We start from the raw sequence: 22,345 nt of genomic DNA on the forward strand, positions 1-22,345 counted from the left end.
CACTGCGACGACACGATGCGACTGGGCGAAGCCACCTCCCACGAGGTTCGAACAGCCGCCACGATGATGGCGGGTGACGACGGCACGTTGTCCCCGATCGTCTTGATCCCGGTCGGCTCCACCGAGCAGCACGGCCCGCACCTGCCGCTCAACACCGACACCTTGGTCGCCGAGGAGATCGCCGGTCGGGCACTGCACCGCACCGACGGGTTGATGCTCGGCCCGACGATCTCGGTGTCGGCGTCGGGCGAGCACGCAGGCTTCCCGGGCACGTTGTCGATCGGACTCGAGGTGATGACCCAGGTCGCCGTCGAACTCGGACGCAGCGCCGATTGGGCAGCCGGTGTCGTGTTCGTCAACGGACACGGAGGGAATCGTGCGGCGATCGACGCAGCGATCGAGACGCTTCGCTACGAACGTCGCAACGTGATGTCGTGGTGGCCGCGGTGGCCCCGTCGAAGCGATGGCGGGCCGCCCGACCTGCACGCGGGTCGAATCGAGACCTCGCTCATGCTGGCGATCGACCCCGGGCTGGTGCGGCTCGAACTCGCCGTCGCTGGCCCCGACACGCCACTCGAGAGACTCCTCCCCGATCTGCGCGCGCACGGCGTGAAGTACGTGAGCACGTCGGGAGTGCTCGGCGACCCCGAGGGCGCATCTGGCGCCGAAGGCGAACGGTTCGTCAACGACTTCGTCGCCGATCTGATCCACGAGATCGAACGCTGGCGGCCGATCGATCCGACGCCGTCCGGCTGACGCGATGCGGTTCCGGATCGACCTCACCTGGAACCGGCTCGGGGACGATCGCCGCCTCCTCCTCGCCGGATCGCCGTTCCGAGCATTCCGACTCACCGATGCTGGCGCTCGCATCGTCGATGCCATCGAACGCGGCGACGACGTCGCCGACTCTGCGCTGATCGATCGGCTGCTCGACGGCGGGGCCATCCACCCGCAGCCGTCGAGCGACGGGACGCACACGTTCGACGTCGACGACGTCACCGTGATCACCCCTCAACTCGGCGGCGAGGCGCATCCCGGTCGGCTGACGATCGACGACGGATCGACGCCGCCGATCGTCGGCGCGACCCACCGCCTCGATCGCAATCTCGGACCCGCAGGGGCTCGCAACGCCGGACGCTCGCTCGCGACCACGCCAGTGCTCGCGTTCGTCGACGCCGACGTCTTCGTCGGCGCCGACGTCGACCCGCACCGCACGGCGAGCGCCAAGCACACCTCGCCGTCGTTCGCGACACGGTCCGAGACCGCCTGGCTCGAACCGCTGCTCGCGCACTTCGACGATCCGCGTGTCGGTCTCGTCGCCCCGCGGGTGATCGGAGACGACGGTACCTCGCTCGACCTCGGCGCTCACCCCGGTCGGATTCGAGCCGGATCCCGGGTCAGCTATGTCCCCGCGGCGGCCATCGTCGTGCGTGCCGAAGCGTTCGACGACATCGGCGGCTTCGACGAACGACTCCGATTCGGCGAGGACGTCGATCTCGTCTGGCGACTCGACGACGCCGGTTGGCGATGTCGCTACGAGCCGCAGTCAGCCGTGTGGCATCGACCCCGACCCACCCTCGTCGAGCGACTTCGCCAGCAGGTCGGGTACGGCAGTTCGTCGGCACCGCTGGCGCTCCGCCATCCACGAGCGTTGGCCCCGTTTCGGTCGACGCCACGAACGGCCGCCGCGATCGTCGCCGCACTCGCCGGCTCCCCCTCGGTCGCGATGCTGCTGCTCTCGTCGACGGTCCTCCAGGTCCGGCGCCGCCTGACCGACATCACCCTGCTCGACGCCGCTCGCATCGCCATGACCGGCAACCGCATGGTGCTCGAACAGTTCATCTCCGCACTTCGACGTACGTGGTGGCCGGTCGTCGCGGTCGGAGCAGTGGCCTCCCGGCGCCTGCGATGGCTTGCGGTGATCGCCTTGGCGATCCGTTCCCGGCGAGCCCCGACCGACATCGCCTTCGGATGGGGGCTGTGGAGCGGCATGCTCCGCCACCGAACTCTGCGCCCGATCATTCCCGACATCGTTCACTGATCACCACACCGGCCCGCCGCGACGCCATCCCCAGGCCGACCCATCGCCCCCGTTCGAGCCTCCGGTGGTCTCAGCCGCCGAGGTGTCGGTAGACGCGTTCGAGGGGCCCACGACCGAAGCGGCGGTGCCATGAGGTCGCGGCGATGATCGCCACGACCCAGAACCCGAACGCGAACCCGAGGGACGTACCGACACCGGAGGGCTCGATCCAGCCGAGCCAGTCGACGACCAGGTTGAACACGAGGATGTGGGCCACGTAGATCGTCAACGACATCTGACCGGCCCGGCGAAGCGGATCGACCGTGGCGGGCCGCCGCACAGCGAGTCGATCGGCCGTCTCCGAGATGATCGCCGTCGCGAGCAGCGCCGTACCGAGCGCGCTCGCTGTGTACAGCAGCCCGCGATCGAACGGATGCACCGACAGCACGACCTCCTGCAGTTCCGTCGACGCGAACGTCGAGAGCACCCCGGCAGCCATCACGAGCGCGGATCCGGTCGACGCTGCGACGACCCGCCAGCGTGGACGGTCGAGGCAGCGACCGAGCACGATGCCCGCACAGAAGAACGCCATCCACGGAGCCAGCGGATGCGTGCCGTTGACGAACAGGTCGAACGCGTAGCGCCGAATCGAGTCGCCACCCGGCGCGACGAGCCAACCGACATCGCCGCCGTCGAGCACGCGCTGCGACGACCACACCGAGATCGCCCAGCCCGCCAGCGCCGCGGACGAGCCGGCGGCGACGAGCCAACCAGTCCGCAACGTGAACAGCCCCGCAGCGAGCACGAACATCGCTCCGTAGTACACGATGATCGTTCCCGGCCAGATGACGTCGAGGAACTGGCCGAGCACGTACAAGGTGAGACCTCGCCGAACCAGACGCCAGCGCATCTCGACCACCGCGGCATCGGCACCGGAGCGGCCTGCCGCCCGATCAGCGACCACGCGGCGGGTCAGCAGCGTGACCGCGATGCCGGCCGTGAGCACGAACGTCGCCGCGAACCGCGTCGACAACGGCCCCTCCCACGGGTCGAACAACTGGTCGAGCCAACCGTCACCGCGTGGTGCCCCGCGGAGGATCAGATAGCCGTGGTAGTTCATCACCACGACGCCGATGAGTGCAACCGCCCGCACGACGTCGGGCCCGACCAACCGCGTCACGCGTTCCGAGCCCGAGTCGCCCGCCGTCGGCGAGACAGCGTCGGCCTCGGGCACCGTCACCTCAGAGCCACCGGTAGTCGTCGACTGCGGTCATGTGCAGTGGACGCTGCACGTCGACCCAGTCGCCGACGCTCGGGAGTGGCGACCCGTCGGGCACGAAACCCATCGACGTGTGCATGTGCGGCGACTCGTGCAGCGCGAGCCGTGTCCGACCGAAGTGGAAGGGGCTGCGACCGTCGGCGAGCGGTGTCACCCCGTTCGCCGTGCCGGCGCCGATCATCACGAGATGCCCGTCACCGCCGACGAGCCCGAGGCGATAGCCGGCCGGCTCACCAGCGCGCACCCGACGAACGTCGAGGACATCAGCATCGAGTTGCAGCGCCGATTTGTCACCGTGCCACAGCGACGTGCCGAGCCGCAGCCGGTAGACGTGCGAGTCAGGAAGGTCGCGCATCCGACCCGGGTCGAGATGGCTGAGCCACACCGCAAGGTCGGCGGGTACCCGTTCGATCGTGGGCACGAGCTGGGCGATTCGTTCGTCGTCGGTCCCGGCGATGGGCGGATGGATCGCCACCCCGACGACGTCGAGACCGGCCGCCGACGCCGCATCGACGAGTCCCGGGTCACCGCCGTAGCGCCGCAGATCGCTCACGAGCTTCACGATCACGCGACCGCTCCATCCGGAGAGTGCGTCGATGTGCTCACGGCGACCGACGGTCAGGATCGGAGCCGCCGTCGCCGGGGCCTGGAGCGTCGGCGTCAACACCACGACGTCGATGTCGTCGGGGAGACCATCGAGTTCGTGCACGGTTCCCACCGCAACCGTGTCTGCGAACTCCGCGGCGAGCGCGGCGATTCGCAGCCGGCCGAAGCCGTACCCATTGCCCTTGACGACCGGCACGAGCCCATCGACCGACATGGCCGTCTGCGCGATGTGGCTGCGCCACACGGCGGTGCGCACACTCAGACGAACGGTCACGGAGCGAACGGTAGCGGTCGAGCGCCGCGCTGCGCCGCCGCGGCAGCGCTGCAGCGTCGAGGGGTCACCGCGAGCGAGCGGCCAGCGTCACAGGTCGAACGGATCGGAGAACGTGTCGCACCGGTTCGGATCCCCGCTCGTGAACCCGAGGTTGAACCAACGGACTCGCTGCTCGGACGATCCGTGCGTCCAGCTCTCCGGGTCGACACGGCCCTGCGTCGTCTGCTGGATCGTGTCGTCGCCGACGGCAGCAGCCGCGTTCAACGCTTCTTCGATCTCGGCGTCGGAGTCGAACTGGCCGCGAGCGTTGGCGTCGTTCGCCCACGCTCCGGCGAGGCAGTCCGCTTGCAGCTCGAGCGCGATCGAATACGCGTTGCGGTTCCTCGGATCCTGCTGCTGGCGTCGATGCATCTCGGCGTTGATCCCCAGCGCGTTCTGGATGTGATGGCCGTACTCGTGGGCGACGATGTACTGCGCAGCGAGGTCACCTTCGGCGTTGAACCTGCTCTGGAGTTGAGCCAGGAAGTCGAGATCGAAGTAGATCAAGTTGTCGGCCGGGCAGTAGAACGGCCCCGTCGAGGACGACGCCTGGCCGCAACCGGTGTTGGTGAAACCCGAGAAGAACACCGTCTGGGTGATCGGGTACTCGAGCCCGTTGAACGACAGCGGGAACTGTTCGATCCAGTACTCCTGGACGTCGATCGTCGCGCCGCAGATGATCTGCTCGGCTTCCTCGTCACAGGTGTCGTCGTCGCCGCCAGCCGATGCGTTCGACGCTGCAGACGTCGCACCCAGCCCAGCCGTGGAGCCACCACCGCCGCCAAGTAGCTGTGGCAGCAACAAGGTCGCGAGGAGCACGACCACACCGATCACTCCGCCGCCGAGCTTGAGCCCGCCACCACCTGCACCGCCACCTGCACCACCACCACCACGGCCACCGCCGAGCGCACCGCCCAAGATGTCACCGAGGCCACCGCCACCCGCACCGCCACCACGGCCACCTGACAGCAGATCGCCGAGTCCGCCGCCGCCGCCTCGTCCGCGACGGTCCTGAATCATCCGGGCGTCGCGAGACCTGATCTTCGTCATGGTCCCATCATTCCAAACTGCACGGCAAATCGCCGCCACGACACGCACAACCTGCCGCGCTGCGCACCGACGACACGCACCACACGATGCGTGCCCGGCTCCCGAGCATGGCTGGCCTCAAGAGCGGCGCCGGCTTCAGATGCGCCGGCCGCTGCCTTCCCAGTAGGGCGTGCGCAGCTGACGCTTCAGGAGCTTGCCGGCATCGCTGCGCGGCATCTCGTCGACCACATCGAAGCTGCGCGGTTGTTTGTAGCCGGCAAGCTGTGCACGGGCGAGCCCGATCAACTCGGACTCGAGCTCCGGGCTCCACGCCGCACCATCCACGAGTTGGACGGCGGCCTTGACCTCTTCGCCGAACTCGACGTTGGGCACCCCGAACACCGCGACGTCGATCACCTGCGGATGGTTCACGAGCACCGCTTCGATCTCGGCGGGATAGATGTTGACGCCGCCGGAGATGATCATGTCGATCTTGCGGTCGGAGAGGAACAGGTACCCGTCGGCGTCCATGAACCCGATGTCGCCCATCGTGATGTAGCCCGGCTCGCTGTGCGCTTCGGCCGTCTTGTCCGGCGCGTTGAGGTACTCGAAATCCTGCCCGACGAGGCTCTTGACGTGGATCGTTCCCTCCTCGCCCGGCGCTGCGGTCTTCCCGTCGACGTCGACGATCTTGATCTCGACGATCGGCGCCGCCGTGCCCACCGAGCCGGGCCGCTCGAGCCATTCCTGCGCCGTGATCATCGACACGATGCCCCCTTCGGTCGCCCCGTAGTACTCGGTGATCTTCGGCCCCCACCAGTCGATCATCTGGCGCTTCACCTCGGGAGCACACGGCGCGGCGCCGTGGATGGCGACCGACAGCGACGAGCCGTGGAACGCTTCCTTCGCTGCATCGTCGACCCGCAACAACCGCACGAACTGAGTGGGGACGAGGTGCACGTTGGTGATCTGGTGCTCGTCGATCATCGCCAGCGTCTGCTCGGGCACGAACTTCGCCTGCATCACGACCGCAACGCCGGCGATGAGCGGCAGATAGCTGAACGCCCACTGCGCCGAGTGGTACTGCGGGCCGCACAGCAGCGTGCGGCCGTGGGTCGGGATTCCGATGCCGTCCATCGAAGCTGCCATCAGCTGGAGCACCTCGACCGGCGTGTTGAGCTGGAAGCTGGTGCTGCGCACGCCCTTCGGTCGTCCGGTCGTGCCGGAGGTGTAGAACATGACGCCGCCCAGCATCTGCCCCTCGGGGTCGCTCGCGTCGGCCGCGGCCAACGCGTCCTCGTACGAGGTCAGCCCGTGCACCGAGCGGTCGACCGCGGACGCGGTGCCATCGTGGGAATCCATCACCAGGCGACTGCGCTGGACCGTGTCGGCCTCGATGTCGAGCGCCTCGTGTGCGAGCTGCTCGAACTCGCTCGCTGCGATGAGTGCACTCGCACCGGAGTCGGCCAGCACGTACGCCACCTCGTCGGCGGCGAAATGCCAATTGACCGGGACGCAGTGCCAGCCGGCATGCGAACACGCGAGATAGACCTCTTCGATCTCCCGACGATTGCCCGCGAGCAAGGCGACCCGATCGTTCGGCTCCACCCCGGCGTCTCGAAGATGATGGATGAGGCGATTGACCCGCTCGTCGAGCTGTCCCCAGGTGGTGGAGCCCCACTCGTCGATCACCGCCGCCTCGTTCGCCCGATCCGAGTGTGAAGCTGTGACCAACGCCATAGGTCGAGAATCTAGTAGCCCGGCGCCTGCCCGCTTCGACCGCAGGCGAGGGATCACTCCCGATCAGGCGTTGCGGCGTTCGCGACGCAGACCGCGCCAGCCGACAGCGCCCGCGCCGATCAGCGGGCCCGAATCGGCGAGACGCGACGGCGTGATGCGGGCGCCGCTGCTGTATGGCAGCCGGACGTGTTCATCGAGCGACACCTGCGCGGCGTGGAAGAAGGTCGCCGCGAAACCGAGCGCCACCGAACCGCCGACGACGACCAGCGAGAGGTCGAGCGTGTTGCAGACCGACGCCGCCGCGCGTCCGACGAGCGTGCCCGTCCGCTGCATGATCTCATAGGTCGGCTCCGTCGGCGGCCGACCGGTGATCGCCTCGATCGCCAAACCCGATGCTTCGGCTTCGAGACATCCTTGCGCACCGCAGCCGCATCGCCGGCCTCCCGGAACGACGATCACGTGCCCGATGTGGCCGGCGTTCGCCGTCATGCCATCGAGCAACTCTCCGTCGAGCACGACCCCACCGCCGACGCCGGTCGACACCGTCAGCGCACAGAAGTTCGGATGCCCTTGTGCCGCGCCGAGCCAGCCTTCGGCGAGTGCCAACGCCTTCGCATCGAGGTCGCCGTAGACCGGGTAGCCGAGGAGTTGGCGAAGTCGCGCGCGCAACGGGAAGTCTCGCCACGCCGCGATGTTGACCGGCGACACGGTCTCGAGATTGCGGGTGATCGGACCAGCCGAGCCGACGCCGACCGCCACGATCCGCGCGCGGTGCTGCTCCCTTGCTCGATCGGTGAGTTGCTTGACGATGCCGGCGAGTCCGTCGAAGTGTGCTTCCGGCAGCGCGTTTCGGTCCACCTCGACACGAGCCCGGTCGATCAACTCGCCACGAGCCGTCACCAATCCTGCTGCGAACTTGGTTCCACCGATGTCGATCGCGAGCACGACGTCGATCTTGGACTTGGGAGGCTCCGGATGATCGATGGCTTCCGCGTGCCCCGGCACCGGCACCGGCACCGGCACCGGCACCGGCACCGAATCTGACACCGAATCGGAATCGTCGACGCAAGCGCTCAGCCGAGCAGCGATTGGATCATCGGACGGAGCGGACATCGAATCGAACGGTACTCGGCTCGGCCTCGACGCGTGTGCCCGCGCTCCGCGCGGCAAACCGATCTACGATCCTCGGGTCGCCTTCGAGAATTCGCTCTACTCGTCGCTCGAACGTGCCGATACCACAACGATCCGCCATGCAGGCCCGACCCGACGCTTCTTCCGCACTCCGACGCCGCCCCCGTGTCGGAGCCATCGCTGCCGTGAGCCTCGCGCTCGCTGTCTCATTCGGCGCGCTCCCGGCGTTCGCCGCCGAGGACACACCGCCCGACTCTGCGCCCGACTCTGCGAGCGACTCCGCGACCGAACCGACTGTGCCGACGACCACCGCCCCGCCGCCGGCCAGCACCACGACCAGCACGACGACCACGACCAGCAGCACGACCAGCACGACGCTGCCGAGCGCCCCGGCGACGACGACGCCGGTCACCGCCACCACGACCACCAGCACCACGACCACCACACCGACGACCACCACACCGACCACCACCACGACCACCGCACCGACCACCACGACGACCACCGCACCGACGACCACACCGACGACCACCGTGCCTGCGGTGGTGCCAGCCGAGCCCACGGCCCGCAACATCACGGTGTACCCGGAGCAGATCCAGCACATCCTCGCCACGATCCGCTACCTCGAGTCGCGCGGCATCTACACCCTGCCGCCCAACAAGGGCAACGCGTCCGGCGCCTATCAGTTCATCGGCTCGACGTGGAACAACTACGCCGGGTACCCGCACGCCTACCTCGCCCCACCGCACATCCAAGACGAGCGAGCCGCCGCCGACGTCAACAAGTTCCTCGCCCAGTTCGACAACGACGTCTCGATGATCCCGGTGATGTGGTATCTCCCCGCAGCGTCGCGCAATCCCGCGTTGATGGACATCGTGCCGCTCCCGTCCGCCGGCAACGTGCTCACCATCCGCGAATATCAGACGCGTTGGCTCGGCGTGTTCGCGTTCATCTCCGGCCAGCCCCTCGAAAACGTGGTCGCCGGCACCTCGAACGCCTCGCAAGACGGCTCGCCGCCGATCGTGCCGATCCCGACCGACGACGTGCCCACGATGGCGTTCCCCGTCCTCGGACCATCTCGAGTTGCCGTACCCGAGTGCGACGACGCCGAGGGTGTCGAGACCGCCGATCTCGGCGCCGAGTCGACCGGACCGAGCCGCGCCGACATCGAAGCAGCCGGGCTCTGCACCGAGCAGGCACCGAGCATCGTGTTCGGGGTCAAGCTGCAACCGATCATGGCCGTCGCTGACGGCGTCGTCACCGACGTCGTCAACGAACGCGGCGGAGCGACGCCCGTGTCCGTCACGATCACCAGCGAGGCGGGCATGAGCTACGTCTACGCCGGCTTCAACGACGACAACCCCGGCACGAACGACGGCGACGCGCCCGATCACCTCCGTCTGAGCGCGCTCGCCGAGGTGGGTACCACGGTTCGGGCCGGTCAGATCATCGGCTTCATGGGTGACAGCGAGCCGCTGCCCCTCGGCGTCCGAGCCGACGTCCCGACCGACTCGACGATCGTGCTCGACCCCGATGCCGTCGCGCCGCACCTCCGACTGTCGATGATCGACCGCCAGGGCAACCCGGTCGACGCGTTCGGCCCGGTGATCGACGCGTTGTTCCGTCAGACCTGCTCGGTGACGATCGGCCCGTGGTCGATGCCGCCGAACGGATCAGGCCACGAGCCCGTCACGATCGAGACGACCGACGACGACAATTCCATCGACTCCGAGTGGATCATCACCTCGACCGGCCAGGTCACCGCGGCTGGCTGGGCGGCGATGGTCAACCCGAGCGAGGGCTGCTCGTTCACGCCGGCGTCGGCACACGGCCCTGGCGCCGACGGCAGCGAACGAGGACTCGTCCACTGGCTCGAACCGCTCGACCTGCCGACCCAAGTCTGGGTCGAACTCGCCCTCCAGGACGGGTTCACTGCACCCGGCGGGCTCCTTCGACGAGGTTGATCTCGTAGAGCACTTCGTCGAGCGCGTCGGCAGCGCTGATCGCCGCGAAACGCTGCGGGGTGTCAGGAGTGCAACACGACGGGACCGGTGACAGGATCGTCCACGGCCGAGGATGGCAGAACTGCACGACGCTGTAGCGCTCACCCTCGAAGCCGGGAGCGGCGACCACGCGATGCCATCCGATCGGAATCCGCCCGTTGGTCAGACGCTCGAGCATGATCCCGGTGTTGACGATCACGCCGTCGTCCGGCGGCACCGCATCGACCCAGTCGTCACCGACCTTGACCTGCAGCCCCGGAGCTGTCGCTCGTGGGAGCGCCGTGATCAGGTTGATGTCGCCATGTTCGGCCGCCCACACGTGGCCCGGCTCGCCATCGACGCCGAGCGCGGTGTCGAGTTCGTTCATCGCCGGATACCGGATCGCCCGGGTCAGCGTCGGCCCGTCCTTCACCATGTCGTCGAAGAACGTCTCGTGACAACCGATGCCCTAGGCGATGACCCGAAGGAACCGTCGCTGCAGATCGGCCACCGTGTCGTGGAAACGATAGAGCACGTCGGAGATGCCCGGCACGAGAGCGTCGGGCAGGACCTGGTCGGGATACGCGGTGGGATAGTTGCGCTTCAGCGGGTGACCGGTCGGGATCGGAGTCGCCCAGTTGAGCATTTCCTTCCAGTCGGGCTTGTCGCTCGACGCAGCGGTCTCGACGAGGAGGCCCGTGTAGCCGGTCTGGCCGTTGGCCCCGGGAGCGATGGCCGTCTGCTTCTCCTCGGGCGATTTCTCGAAGAACTCGCGCAGCATCCCATACGCGGTGTCGAGCAGATCGTCGGGGACGTCATGACTCGTGTAGACGAAGCCGGTCTCGAGACTGCGGGTCGCACCGTCGACGACGGCGCGGCGCGCCGCACCGCTCCCCTGCTCGAAGGCCAGCAGATCAACGTCGAGGATCCCGTCGCTCATGACCTCACGCTAACGCCAGACCGAACGTCGTCGCAGGCCCGTGCCTTGCCGCCGTGCTCGTCACGTCGGGCGCGTCACGTCGGGCGCGCCGTCGGCGGCGAACAGCGCCGGCCAGCCGCCCGTGTGGACGAACACGACGTCGTCGCCATCACCCCAACGTCCCGCCGCCGCGTGTCCGAGCAGGCCGGACAATCCCTTGCCGGAGTACGTGCGATCGGTGAGCAAGCCGTTGTGGATGGCACCCCACCGGATGGCCTCGTCGCCGGCGTCGGTCGGGACGGCATAGTCGTCGCCCATCCACCTGCCGTCGATCTCGACGTCGGCAGCAGCGACGGCGCCGCCAACGCCCCAGTGGGCGAGCGTTCGATTGGCCAGGTCGGCCACGTCGACGACATCGAGCACGACCCCTTTGGCCACGCCCACCGCGACGATGTCAGGGGCGCTCGCCGCATCGAGGTGTCCGGCAGCGATCATGGCGGCACGCCCTGCGAGCAGGCCGGCGTGCGTTCCCCCACTCGATGATGTGACCACCACGGCACGTGGCGCACACCGTGCCGCCTCGCACTGCAGCGACAGCTCGACGAACGCGGCCGCGTAGCCGAGTGCGCCGACCGGCGTGCTGCCACCGATCGGAATCGAGTACGGAGCGAGCCCGAGTTCGACGAGGCTCGCGGTGAGCGCCTCGCGTGCGATCTCCAACTCGCCCCAGTGACTGTGATGCGCTCCGGTGTAATGGATCTGCGCACCGAAAAGCCGCGACAGCAGTTGGTTCCCCGTGAGCGGATCATCGCCGCTCGGGGCGTCACCGGACACCACGAGGTGGACCTCGAGGCCGAGCCGCGCTCCCGCCGCCGCCGTCATCCGGCAGTGATTCGACTGCGCGGCACCGACCGTCACGAGGGCTTTCGCCCCGCGAGCGAGCGCATCGCCGCAGAGAAAATCGAGCTTGCGAGCCTTGTTGCCACCACCGCCGAGCCCGGTCAGATCGTCGCGTTTGACCCACAGGCGTGCTGCCGATCCCGGCATCGCCGCCGCAGCCTCGAGTGGTGTCGGCAACGTCGCGAGCGCCGATTTCGGCAGGTGATCGAACACCCGGCCATCCTACGCACGCACTCCGAAGCGGCTGGTCGCGCGCGGCTCACCGACTCCGTGCCAGGATGAACATTCGATGTCGACGACCGATTGGAACCCGTTGCTGCGAGGCGAATTCGACCAGCCGTACTGGATCGAGTTGCAGCGTTTCGTCGCCCGCGAGCGAGCCGAGCACAGCGTGTATCCCCCGCACGACGAGGTCTTCGCGGCCATCCGCCTCACCTCGTTCGCCGAGACGAAGGTCGTCATCCTCGGCCAGGATCCGTACCACGGCCCGCGCCAGGCACACGGCCTCGCCTTCTCGGTGCGCCACGGCACCCGCGTCCCGCCGTCGCTACAGAACATCCACCGCGAACTCCGCGACGACCTCGCACTCGTCACTCCCGACCACGGCAACCTCGAGGCGTGGGCGCGCCGCGGGGTCCTGTTGCTGAACACCTCCTTGACGGTGCGCGCCGGCCAAGCGGGATCGCACGCCGGCAAGGGGTGGGAGACCTTCACCGACCGTGTCATCGACGTCGTGGCAGCAAAGCCGGAACCCGTGGTGTTCGTCCTGTGGGGCAACCACGCGCGAGCGAAGAAGGGGCGCATCGACACGACGCGACATCGAGTCATCGAGTCGCCGCATCCATCACCGTTCTCGGCTCGCAACGGCTTCTTCGGCAGCCGACCGTTCAGTCGGACGAACGCGGCGCTGGAGGAACTCGGGAGCACCCCGATCGACTGGAATCTCGACGAGCAGGGTGGCGAACACCCGTCGGAATCGGATACGAACTAGATCATGCCCTGGACGACGAGCGACAAGGTGATGACGATCCGAGAGCGGTCACACGCGTTCGACGTGTTCGCCGAGACGATGGACGGCTGGCGGCGACACCTCTCCGGTCGCAACGCGTCGCTCCTGTCGTTCTTCGCGTTCTTGTCCGTGTTTCCGCTGATGCTCGCGGCGACGACGATCCTCGGTTTCGTACTCGCCGACAACGACGAGTTGCGCCAGCGGCTCATCGACGGGGCGCTGTCCGACATCCCCGGGCTGTCGACCGACCTCGCTGCCGGTGAGATCGACGGCAACTACATCGCGCTGATCGTCGGTGTGCTCGGTGCGCTGTGGTCGTCGACGAAGGCCTTCGTCGGACTCCAAGGAGCGCTCGACGACACGTGGGAGATCCACGTCGACGATCGGGCCGCCATGCCCAAGCAGCGGGGCAAGGCGCTCGTCGGAATCTTGATCCTCGGTGGTGCGCAGCTCGGCAGCATCGTGTTGGCGACGATCGTCAGCGCTGCCGGACTCCCCACACTCGGCGCGATCGGGATCATCGTCGGGCAGGTCGCCATCAACATCGTCGTCATGGCGGCGATGTACCGATACCTGACCTCGGCGACCACGACGTGGGCGAGTGTGTTCCCGGGCGCAGTGATCGCCGGGTCGATCTTCACCCTGCTCCAGCACACCGGGACCCTGATCGTCAGGCGGATCACCGAGAACGCCGGTGACACCTACGGGCAGTTCGCCCTCGTGCTCGGCATCGTCACCTGGCTCGGCCTCGTCGCAATCACGATGCTGATGTGCGCCGAGTTCAACGCTGCCCGCGAGCGTCTGGCACAAGGACCAACGGCGCAACTCGGCGCCGACTTCGATCTCCCGATCCGCCTCTGAACCCCACCGCCAACACCTAGGGTCAGACCCCAGCCGTTCAACACGTAGGGTCAGACCCCAGCCGTTCAACACGTAGGGTCAGACCCTGGGTGTTGGTCAGGGGGCGAGGTGGGTGACGATCGCACTGGCGGCTTCGAGCGTGCGGTGAACGGGGCACTTGTCGGCGATCGCCAGCAGCTTGGCCCGATCATCGTCGGTGAGGTCGGGGCCGTCGAGCGTGATCGAGCGTTCGAACCGGTCGATCATCCCGGACCGACCGGTCAAGTGCTCGTTCTCCGCACACTCGATGCAGTCCTCGGCGTGGACCTTGCTGTGGCTGACCTCGACCGTGACCCGGTCGAGCGGGATCTTCTTGCGGTCGGCGTACATCCGCAAGGTCATCGACGTACACGAACCGAGTGCCGCTCCGAGAAAATCGTAGGGTGCCGGGCCGGCGTCGAATCCCCCCACCGACTCGGGTTCGTCCGCGAGCATCCGGTGCCGCCCGATCACCACGTGATTCAAGAACGCGCCCTGTGTCGTCTCCGCCACCACCACCGACTCGGTCGGCGACGGAGCCGGCCGTTGACCGCTCTCGTCGAGGATGTAGCGACTCGCGAACACCGCGATCGCCTGCGCTGCGTACTCCGCGTTGCCCGGCTGGAAGAGCAGATGGTCGGAACCGTCGAGCGACATGAAGCTCTTCGGATGGCGCGCCGCCTGGAAGATCTCGGCGGCGTTGTCGACGCCGACGATGTTGTCGATCGGCGAGTGCATCACGAGCAGCGCCTTGCGCATCGTCGCGACACGCTCGGTCACCACGTGCGCCTGGAGATCGTCGAGGAACTGCTGGCGGATCGTGAAGTGCCGCCCGGCGAGCTCGACCTCCGCTTCGCCCTCCCGGGTGATCGTCTCGACCGCGTCGCCGAAATGCGCCGTGACATGATCGGTACTCGCCGGTGCGCCGATCGTGACGACCGCACGCACTTCTGGGATCTGGCCTGCCACGTGCAACACCGCGGCGCCACCGAGCGAATGACCGACCAGCACCTGCGGTGCCGAACGGTTGGCTCGCAACCACTCGACCGCGGCCAGCAGATCGTCCGCATTGGAAGAGAAATTCGTGTTGGCGAACTCGCCGTCGCTGTGACCGAGACCGGTGAAGTCGAAGCGCAACACGGCAAACCCCGCCTCGGTGAGCGCCGCCGCCAATTGGCTCGCGGGCCGAAGGTCTTTGCCACAGGTGAAACAATGCGCGAACAGGGCGTAGGCCTTCGGCGGCCCGGCCGGGAGGTCGAGCCGCGCTGCCAGCTCGTCGCCTTGGCTGCCGGTGAACGTGATCCGATCGAACGATGCGCTCATGTCGGGAAAGGTACAGCGAGGCCCGCGGATGCGTTGCCGACGAAGTGGGCATGTTCTCGAAGTGCAAGATTCACCGAACCGGATGCCCACGCCGCCGACCGGGCCGACGCATCACGGTGACCGCGTCGGAGGGCAGGCGGTAACGTCGCGTCAGATGACGGAGTTGTCGCCATGAACTCCTTCCTCGCGAGTTCACACCTCGAGACCTCAGTGCTCGCCGCGGGCGAATCGTCGGTCGGCCCGTCACTCGCGATCATCGTCGGCGTCGGGATGATCGCCCAATGGCTGGCGTGGCGCACGCAACTGCCGTCCATCATCGCACTACTCCTCGCAGGCCTCGTCCTCGGCCCGGTCACCGGCGTGCTCGATCCCGACGACCTCCTCGGCGACACGCTCTTCCCGATCGTTTCGCTGTCGGTGGCGCTCATCCTCTTCGAAGGCGGCCTGGACCTTCCGCCGCGCCAGATGCGCAACACCGGACCGACGGTGCGTCGATTGATCTCGATCGGCGCGGTCGTGTCGTTCCTGGTCGCGTGGTACACCGCCCGAACGATCTTCGAGATCTCCAACGACGCGGCGATCGTGCTCGGCGCGATCCTGGTGGTCACCGGGCCGACCGTCGTCGGGCCTCTCCTACGGTTAGTCAAGCCGGCCGGACGATCCGGACCCATCTTGCGCGCCGAAGGTGTTCTCATCGACCCGATCGGCGCGACCGGGGCGCTGGTGGCGTTCGAACTCGTCCTCGCCGATCAGACCAACGAAGCGTTGCTGAGCCTCGCGGGAATCCTCGGGCTGACGCTGCTCGGCGGGATCGGCATCGGCCTCGCTGCCGCCTGGGTGCTCGATCAGGCACTCCAACGCTTCTTGATTCCCGACCAGCTCGCGGTCCCCGTCACCTTCGCGTTCGTCGTCGCCAGTTTCGTCGCCGCCAACGAGATCCAGGAAGAATCGGGCTTGCTCGCCGTGACGGTGCTCGGGATCTACCTGGCGAGACGTGACAGCTCGACGATCCGACAGGTCGCCGAATTCAACGAGAGTCTGCGGACGCTGCTGATCTCGGCGCTGTTCATACTTCTCGCCGCACGGATCGAAGCCGACGCGCTGCGCGACGTTCTCCTCCCTGCGTTGCTCTTCTTGGCGGTGCTCGTGCTCGTCGCCCGGCCGCTGAGCGTGATCGTGTCGACCGTCGGGTCGTCGCTCACCTGGCGGGAGCGGGCCTTCCTCATGTCGATGGCGCCGCGCGGCATCGTCGCCGCCGCGGTGTCGGCGATCTTCGCGTTGCGTCTCGAAGAGCGCGGCATCCCGGACGCAGACAAGATCGTGCCGATCGTGTTTCTCGTCATCATCGGCACGATCGTCGTCTACGGCTTCCTCGCGGGTCCCGCCGCCCGGGTGCTCGGGCTCGCAGAGGGCCAAGCCGATGGCGTCGTCATCGCCGGTTCGCATGCGATCGCGCGCGGCATCGCCACACAGCTGAAAGCTCGAAACGTCAAGACGCTGCTCGTCGACACCGACCCGTACAACGTGACGCGGGCGACCGCACTCGGGCTGACGGCTCGACGGATGAGCGTGCTCGCTGAGGAAGCGACGACCGACCTCGATCTGCGTGGGATCGGACGGATGGTCGCGTTGACCTCGAACGACGAGGTCAACGCGCTCGCCACCGGGCGCTTCGCTCGCGTGTTCGGCCGGCGCGAAGTGTTCCAGCTCGCGCCGGGAACGCATCGCAGCGGCCGAACAGCGATGCCCGAGGAGTATCTGGGGCGCATCGTCGGCATCGACGGGCTGACCTACGCCACGCTCGACGAACGCTCGCGACAGGGATGGACCGCCATCGGCGTCGCTGCGGGCCCAGCAACCCAGACTGCGCTCGAACAGGGTGAGTTCCTCCCGGTGATTCGCGTCGCCGAGGGGCGCATCGCCTTCATCTGCCGCAACGATCCGCTCCCGATGGAGGGCGATGTGATCGGGCTCGCCTCGCCGGAGTTCCGTCGACGCGTCGACGACGCGCTCGACCCGAGCGATGGCGATGCCACTGGCGGCACCAGCACAGAGACCGGCACTGAACGAACCGGCGACTGACACTGCCCGGCGGTCGCCGGGCAGTGTCCCGTCATCGCCGACCCATCACCTGGCGAGCCGCGAGCCGTGAGACGTGATGGAGCGCGGCGCCCCGACGCCTCACACCACGACGGCGCTCTCGGGATGGAACGCGATCCAGGCGAACCAGAAGGTGTCGATGTGCGTGAGCTGCTCCAGCGTGCTGCCGGCGAGTTCACCCTCGATCGCCTCGCCGAACACCGTCCACGTCGACGCAGTCTGATCGTCGACGAACACACCGGTGCCGTCATCGGTGAGCACTGGGCGGAAGGAGAGTTCCCGACCGTCGACCATCGGGACGAAGACACCGGTCGTTCCGACGTCGACGCCGCCTGACACCTGTCCACCGTCGAGCGCCGAGGTCGCTCCCGGCGCCCAGAACGCCACGATGTCACGATCACCGAGCGTCGACTCCTGCACCCCGTCATCGCGGAGCGCCAGCAGCGGGAACGCCGCCGCCGTCCCGGTCTCGGCGTCGTCCACGCCGACCACCCTCGTCATCGCGGTGTAGCGCCCGTCGACCTCGCCTTCGAACAGGAACGGATCGGAGTCGACATCGTCGTAGCCCGGATACGGGTTGCGGCCGTAGTCGCGACTCGCACCGGTGTCGCGGCTGAGCACGAGGCCGTCAGGATGCTCCGCGACCCAGCTCCCGAACCCGGTGACCGTCGCCGGACGGGCGACCAGTTCGACCTCTGACAACGCCCCGTAGAGCCCTTCGCCGGTGAAGTGACTCCACAGCGTCTCGGTCTGTCGATCGAACATCACGAGGCTCGAGTTGTAGAGCAGACCAGACACGCCGAAGTCGACGATGCGTCCGTCGAGCTCGCGGTCGTAGACCGTGACCGAGTTGCACAGCGGGCAGTACGCGACCGACACCGGTACGCCACCCACCGTGTCGTTGACGAGCTCGTGCCAGATCATGATGTCGAGCGGGTACGCCCGTGCGTCGCCGTTGACCTCGAGCGCGATGACCGGATCGGTCGCGCCGAGATAGTCGACCGTCGAGGCATCGTGGAAGACGGGGTCGTCGATCGACGGGATGCCGTCAGGGGGCGGGCCTCCCGATCGCAGGATGCTCAGGTCGATCGACGGTTCGGGGAGTTCGTCGACCGGATCGGTGTACGTTCGTAGCCCGGAGGGTCCATCTTCACGTGCGCTCGATGCCACCTGGTCGGTGTCGATCACCACGGCGGCCGACTCGCTGTACGGCACGGCCTGCGCGGTCGGATCGTCGGCGCGGACCTCGTCGAACGCACCGCGCACGATCGCTCGATCGTCGCCCGCTGCCGCGGCCGTCGGCTCGGCCGAGGGAGCGGGGACTGCGTCGTCGTCGCTGCCACACGCGGCGACGACCAACGCGGCAGAGAGCGCCAGTCCGGCGAGGGAACGGTTCGTCATTCGTCAAGTGAAGACCGTCAAATCGGTCCGGGTCGTTACCCGCAACGAACGGTTTACGAAACCACTCGCACGGCCAGACGATCACGGCCTCACGGCACTGGCCTGCTACGCCAGCCTGCTGCACCGGCCTGCTGCGCCGGCGAACCGTGTCGTCGCCACTCGACCGTGCGAAGCTGACCTTCGTGGACGCGTTGTTCGTGTACGGCACCCTGCGACCCGGCGACGTCCGCTGGCATCACCTCGAGCCGTTCGTCGTCGACGAAGGCTGGGACGACGCCGCGCCCGGCCAGGTGTTCGACACCGGCCTCGACTATCCCGCCGCCGTCTTCGACGATCGAGCCGAGCCGGGCCGCCTCGTGATCGGACGCACCTACCTGCTGCTGTCCGCGGCGGTCGACGAGTGCTTGGCCCACCTCGACGAGGTGGAAGACGTCGTCAGCGGCGAGTACCGGCGCGTCGTCGTCCGCACCCGACGCGGGATCGATGCGTGGGCCTACGAATACGGCTCCGGGCTCGACCTGGTGTCGATCGAATCAGGCGACTGGTTCCGTCGCTGAGCCTCCCGCCGTCTACGTTCGTCGCATGAGCATTCGCGACGATCTGACGACGACCGGAGTCTGGTACTTCACCGACGGAATGGCAGCGGGCGAAGCCGCCGAGTTCGCAGGGCGGGTCGAGTCGCTGGGCTACTCCACGCTGTGGCTCCCCGACACGGTCGGACGCGATCCATTCGCCCACATCGCCTGGCTCGGATCCCAGACCACGACCCTGAACTTCGCCACCGGCATCGCCAACATCTTCCACCGTCACCCCGGCCCCATGAAGCAGGTGGCCAACACCCTGGGCGAACAGACCGGAGGCCGGTTCATGCTCGGACTCGGCGTGAGCCACGGCCCGATGGTCGCCGGCCTTCGCGGTCTCGACTACTCCAAGCCGCTGACGAAGATGCGCGAGTACCTCGCCGCGATGGAAGCGCAACCGTTCGCCGGTCAGCAGCCGGCTGAGCCCGTGCCGGTCGTCTTGGCAGCGCTCGGGCCGAAGATGCTGGAGCTGTCGGTGAGCGATGCCGACGGCGCACACCCGTACTGGACGGCGCCCGAGCACACGCACATGGCCCGCGAGACCATCGGACCCGACGGCCTGCTGTGCGTGGAGCAGAAGGTGTGTCTCACCACCGACGCCGAAGCTGCCCGCGCCGCAGCGCTGGCCCAACTGTCGATCTACGCCAACCTGCCGAACTATCGGAACAACTGGAAGCGGATGGGCTTCACCGAGGACGAAATCGAGCAGCGCGACCAGCGCTTCGTCGACGCCGTCTTCGTATGGGGCGACGAAGATCGCATCCGCGCGGGCGTGCAGGCGCACTACGACGCCGGCGCGACCCACGTCTGCGTCCAGCCGGTGATGCCGGGCGGCGAGCGCGCCCTCGACATGCGGGTGCTGGAACTCCTCGCTCCCAACGCGTGACCCGTACCGGGTCCCCAGACGCCGAAAGCCGGGAATGTCGGGCCCCGCGCCCTGGTTGCAGGACTGTTACGGCAAAATGGCCGTTGTCCGCACCGACCAGCGTGCGAAAGGACCCCCATGAACCAGTTTCCCGCACCTCCCTCCGACGAACGATCGTCGTTCGATCCGCGCCCGACCGGGCCCATCATCACGCCGACTCGCCGGTCTCGGCGGTCGACGTACACGATCGCCGGCGTTGCCGTCGTCGGTGCGCTGGGTGCTGCCGCCGTCACGACGCAGGTGATCGGTGCCGACGAGCCGATCGAAGCACGAACCAGTCAGGCGATCACGGCCGACCCTGCCTCGGCCACGGCCGCCGACGGTGAAGCGATCCTCGACAGCATCGCCAGCCTGATCGGTGGTGACGTCGACCCGTCCGCGTCTGCTGGGTCGTCTGCCGGCCTCGGTGGCGAGTTCGATGGGATGTACGCCGAGTTCGAGGCATCGTTCGCGGCGTTCAGCGAGTGCGCACTCGAGCAACTCGGCGACATCGACGACTTCCTGGCCGAACTCGGCTTGGAGGGCGTCGACTTCGACGACTTCGACCTCGAGTCGTTCGATTTCTCGTCGATCGACATCGATCGATTGATCGAGGTCGGGGCGGCTCGATTCGAGCAGATCGACGCCGCCTGCAGCGCCGTGCTGCCGTCGCTCGACGAGTTGCCGACCATCGATCCCGGCGTCTTCGAGAACCTCGACCTGGAGAACCTGGACCTCGGCGACTTCGACCTCGAGAACTTCGACCTGGGCGACTTCGACCTCGAGAACCTCGACCTGGGCGACTTCGACCTCGAGAACCTCGACCTGGGCGACTTCGACCTCGAGAACCTGGACCTGGGCGACTTCGATCTCGAGAACCTGGACCTGGGCGACTTCGATCTCGAGAACCTCGACCTGGGCGACTTCGACCTCGAGAACCTCGACCTGGGCGAGTTCGACCTGGGCGAGTTCGACCTGGGCGAGTTCGATCTGGAAAACCTCGACCTCGAGAACCTCGACCTCGAGAACTTCGATCTGGAGAACTTCGACCTGGACGAGTTCCTTCCCGCCGACGTCGTGAACCAACTCGACGAACTCCTCGACGGGATGTTCCAACAGAACTGAGCCGCTCCCGCTGTCACGAAGTTTCGGGAACGGCGAAGATTCAGGAACGACGGACCAGTACGAGAGCGAAGTCGTCGGCGTCGTCGGTGAAGACGTGCGCATCGACGCGGTCGAAGCCACTGTCGACGAGTTCGTCCAGCAACTCGTGCGGTCGGAACTTCGAGGAGATCTCCACACGGATCTCCTCGCCCTCGAAGAACTCGAGGTCCAGGTCGAGGTCGTCGATGCGGGCCGTCATCGGTTCCTCGGCACGCAGCCGCATGTCGACCCGTTCCTGACGGCCGTCCCAGAACGGAACGTACCCGAACCCGCCGACGTCGAGATCGCCGCCATAGGTCGCGTTGATGTTGACCAGCGCGTTGCGGATGAACGCCTCGGTGATGCCCTGACTGTCGTCGTAGGCGTCGATCAGACGGCCGATGTCTTTGACCTGATCCATGCCGATCAGCATCCAGTCGCCGGGCGACAGGACGTCGGCGAGCGCTCCCAGAAACGCTCGACGCTCCTCCACGTAGAAGTTGCCGATCGTGCCACCCAAGAACGCGATCAGACGTGGACCAGCGATCCGGTCACCAGCTGCGTTGAGCCGCCCGAGATGCCGCGTGAAGTCACCGACGACGGGCGCGACCTCGATCTCGGGATGACGTTCGGCCAGCATGTCGGCCGCTTCGAGCAGCGTCTGCTCGCTCACGTCGAGTGGTACGAAGCGCCGGATCAACCCGTGGGCGACGAACGCGTCGAGCAACGTGCGGGTCTTGTCGCTCGTTCCCGAGCCCAGTTCCACCACGGTGACCGCCTCGGTGATCTCGGCGATCGACGACGCATGCGCGGCGAGAATCGAGCGCTCGGCTTCGGTCTGGTAGTACTCGGGCACGCGGGTGATCCGCGAGAAGAGTTCACTGCCTCGATCGTCGTAGAGCCAGCGCGGGGGAATGGTCCGCGGGCGTCGAGTCAGTGCGTCGCTCAACTCGGCGGCCGCCAGGTCGAGCCCGGCGCTCCCACCGGGTCGCGTGCCGTCAGGGGTCGTCTGTGTGCTCATCTCGTCCTCGTGTTCTCGTCGTCTCGTGCGTTCAGCGTGCGGGTTCGGCAGGTCGTTCGGGCGGC

Annotated in this window: 20 protein-coding genes; 9 read left to right on the forward strand and 11 right to left on the reverse strand. The window is 67.5% G+C overall.

Annotated features, from left to right (window positions below):
• Positions 1-15 precede the first annotated feature (15 nt).
• Both mftE and ACE37B_RS09180 read left to right on the forward strand, forming a co-directional pair.
• A complete protein-coding gene (gene mftE / locus ACE37B_RS09175) occupies positions 16-756 on the forward strand; it encodes a mycofactocin biosynthesis peptidyl-dipeptidase MftE (RefSeq protein ID WP_409923022.1) in 741 nt (246 codons plus the stop codon).
• Positions 757-760: 4 nt separating this feature from the next.
• Positions 761-2,041: a glycosyltransferase family 2 protein gene (locus tag ACE37B_RS09180; RefSeq protein WP_409923023.1), complete on the forward strand. Its 1,281-nt coding sequence runs from the start codon at positions 761-763 to the stop codon at positions 2,039-2,041.
• Between the two features lie 70 nt (positions 2,042-2,111).
• Here the strand turns inward: ACE37B_RS09180 and ACE37B_RS09185 are convergent, their stop codons facing one another.
• The 5 genes from ACE37B_RS09185 to ACE37B_RS09205 form a co-directional block, all read right to left on the reverse strand.
• Positions 2,112-3,260: a DUF418 domain-containing protein gene (locus ACE37B_RS09185; protein WP_409923024.1), complete on the reverse strand. Its 1,149-nt coding sequence runs from the start codon at positions 3,258-3,260 to the stop codon at positions 2,112-2,114.
• Between the two features lies 1 nt (position 3,261).
• A complete protein-coding gene (locus ACE37B_RS09190; protein ID WP_409923025.1) occupies positions 3,262-4,179 on the reverse strand; it encodes an alanine racemase in 918 nt (305 codons plus the stop codon).
• 87 nt (positions 4,180-4,266) lie between these two features.
• Positions 4,267-5,268 carry a neutral zinc metallopeptidase gene (locus ACE37B_RS09195; RefSeq protein ID WP_409923026.1) on the reverse strand — a complete coding sequence of 334 codons (1,002 nt, stop codon included), beginning with the start codon at positions 5,266-5,268 and terminating at the stop codon, positions 4,267-4,269.
• A gap of 135 nt (positions 5,269-5,403) precedes the next feature.
• Positions 5,404-6,987: an AMP-binding protein gene (locus tag ACE37B_RS09200; RefSeq protein ID WP_409923027.1), complete on the reverse strand. Its 1,584-nt coding sequence runs from the start codon at positions 6,985-6,987 to the stop codon at positions 5,404-5,406.
• A gap of 63 nt (positions 6,988-7,050) precedes the next feature.
• Positions 7,051-8,100: an ROK family protein gene (locus ACE37B_RS09205; protein ID WP_409923028.1), complete on the reverse strand. Its 1,050-nt coding sequence runs from the start codon at positions 8,098-8,100 to the stop codon at positions 7,051-7,053.
• Positions 8,101-8,237: 137 nt separating this feature from the next.
• Between ACE37B_RS09205 and ACE37B_RS09210 the strand changes: the two genes are divergently transcribed.
• Positions 8,238-10,082: a hypothetical protein gene (locus tag ACE37B_RS09210; RefSeq protein ID WP_409923029.1), complete on the forward strand. Its 1,845-nt coding sequence runs from the start codon at positions 8,238-8,240 to the stop codon at positions 10,080-10,082.
• Here the strand turns inward: ACE37B_RS09210 and ACE37B_RS09215 are convergent.
• From ACE37B_RS09215 to ACE37B_RS09225, 3 genes are read right to left on the reverse strand one after another with little or no spacing between them, the layout of a single operon-like run.
• Positions 10,048-10,536, reverse strand: coding sequence for a 2OG-Fe(II) oxygenase family protein (locus tag ACE37B_RS09215; RefSeq protein WP_409923030.1), 489 nt, complete (start codon positions 10,534-10,536; stop codon positions 10,048-10,050). The two genes, ACE37B_RS09210 and ACE37B_RS09215, sit on opposite strands and share 35 nt — an antisense overlap.
• A gap of 33 nt (positions 10,537-10,569) precedes the next feature.
• On the reverse strand, positions 10,570-11,040 hold the full coding sequence (locus tag ACE37B_RS09220; RefSeq protein ID WP_409923031.1) for a 2-oxoglutarate and iron-dependent oxygenase domain-containing protein: 471 nt from the start codon (positions 11,038-11,040) through the stop codon (positions 10,570-10,572).
• 60 nt (positions 11,041-11,100) lie between these two features.
• Positions 11,101-12,132, reverse strand: a complete 1,032-nt coding sequence (locus tag ACE37B_RS09225) for a 1-aminocyclopropane-1-carboxylate deaminase/D-cysteine desulfhydrase (protein ID WP_409923032.1) — start codon at positions 12,130-12,132, stop codon at positions 11,101-11,103.
• Positions 12,133-12,208: 76 nt separating this feature from the next.
• Here ACE37B_RS09225 and ACE37B_RS09230 point away from each other — a divergent pair, with 76 nt between their 5' ends.
• Together ACE37B_RS09230 and ACE37B_RS09235 are read left to right on the forward strand one after the other, a co-directional pair.
• Entirely contained in the window at positions 12,209-12,910 is a 702-nt protein-coding gene (locus ACE37B_RS09230) for a uracil-DNA glycosylase (protein ID WP_409923033.1), read from the forward strand.
• A gap of 3 nt (positions 12,911-12,913) precedes the next feature.
• Positions 12,914-13,789, forward strand: coding sequence for a YihY/virulence factor BrkB family protein (locus ACE37B_RS09235; protein WP_409923034.1), 876 nt, complete (start codon positions 12,914-12,916; stop codon positions 13,787-13,789).
• Positions 13,790-13,885: 96 nt separating this feature from the next.
• On the opposite strand, the gene ACE37B_RS09240 is transcribed toward ACE37B_RS09235, so the two are convergent.
• A complete protein-coding gene (locus ACE37B_RS09240) occupies positions 13,886-15,130 on the reverse strand; it encodes an alpha/beta fold hydrolase (RefSeq protein WP_409923035.1) in 1,245 nt (414 codons plus the stop codon).
• A 171-nt stretch (positions 15,131-15,301) separates the two neighbouring features.
• Here ACE37B_RS09240 and ACE37B_RS09245 point away from each other — a divergent pair, with 171 nt between their 5' ends.
• A complete protein-coding gene (locus ACE37B_RS09245) occupies positions 15,302-17,212 on the forward strand; it encodes a cation:proton antiporter (RefSeq protein WP_409923036.1) in 1,911 nt (636 codons plus the stop codon).
• Between the two features lie 99 nt (positions 17,213-17,311).
• On the opposite strand, the gene ACE37B_RS09250 is transcribed toward ACE37B_RS09245, so the two are convergent.
• Positions 17,312-18,631, reverse strand: coding sequence for a DUF3179 domain-containing protein (locus ACE37B_RS09250; protein ID WP_409923037.1), 1,320 nt, complete (start codon positions 18,629-18,631; stop codon positions 17,312-17,314).
• A 182-nt stretch (positions 18,632-18,813) separates the two neighbouring features.
• Between ACE37B_RS09250 and ACE37B_RS09255 the strand changes: the two genes are divergently transcribed.
• The 3 genes from ACE37B_RS09255 (at position 18,814) to ACE37B_RS09265 (ending at position 21,241) form a co-directional block, all read left to right on the forward strand.
• Complete coding sequence (locus ACE37B_RS09255; RefSeq protein ID WP_409923038.1) at positions 18,814-19,188, forward strand: gamma-glutamylcyclotransferase; 375 nt, start codon at positions 18,814-18,816, stop codon at positions 19,186-19,188.
• Between the two features lie 25 nt (positions 19,189-19,213).
• Positions 19,214-20,098: a TIGR03620 family F420-dependent LLM class oxidoreductase gene (locus tag ACE37B_RS09260; RefSeq protein ID WP_409923039.1), complete on the forward strand. Its 885-nt coding sequence runs from the start codon at positions 19,214-19,216 to the stop codon at positions 20,096-20,098.
• A 117-nt stretch (positions 20,099-20,215) separates the two neighbouring features.
• The gene (locus ACE37B_RS09265; protein WP_409923040.1) at positions 20,216-21,241 is read left to right on the forward strand and encodes a pentapeptide repeat-containing protein; all 1,026 of its coding nucleotides are present in this window, start codon (positions 20,216-20,218) and stop codon (positions 21,239-21,241) included.
• A 40-nt stretch (positions 21,242-21,281) separates the two neighbouring features.
• On the opposite strand, the gene egtD is transcribed toward ACE37B_RS09265, so the two are convergent.
• Positions 21,282-22,280, reverse strand: coding sequence for an L-histidine N(alpha)-methyltransferase (gene egtD, locus ACE37B_RS09270; protein ID WP_409923041.1), 999 nt, complete (start codon positions 22,278-22,280; stop codon positions 21,282-21,284).
• Positions 22,281-22,345 lie beyond the last annotated feature (65 nt).

The organism is Ilumatobacter sp. (assembly GCF_046290335.1).
GTDB lineage: Bacteria > Actinomycetota > Acidimicrobiia > Acidimicrobiales > Ilumatobacteraceae > Ilumatobacter_A.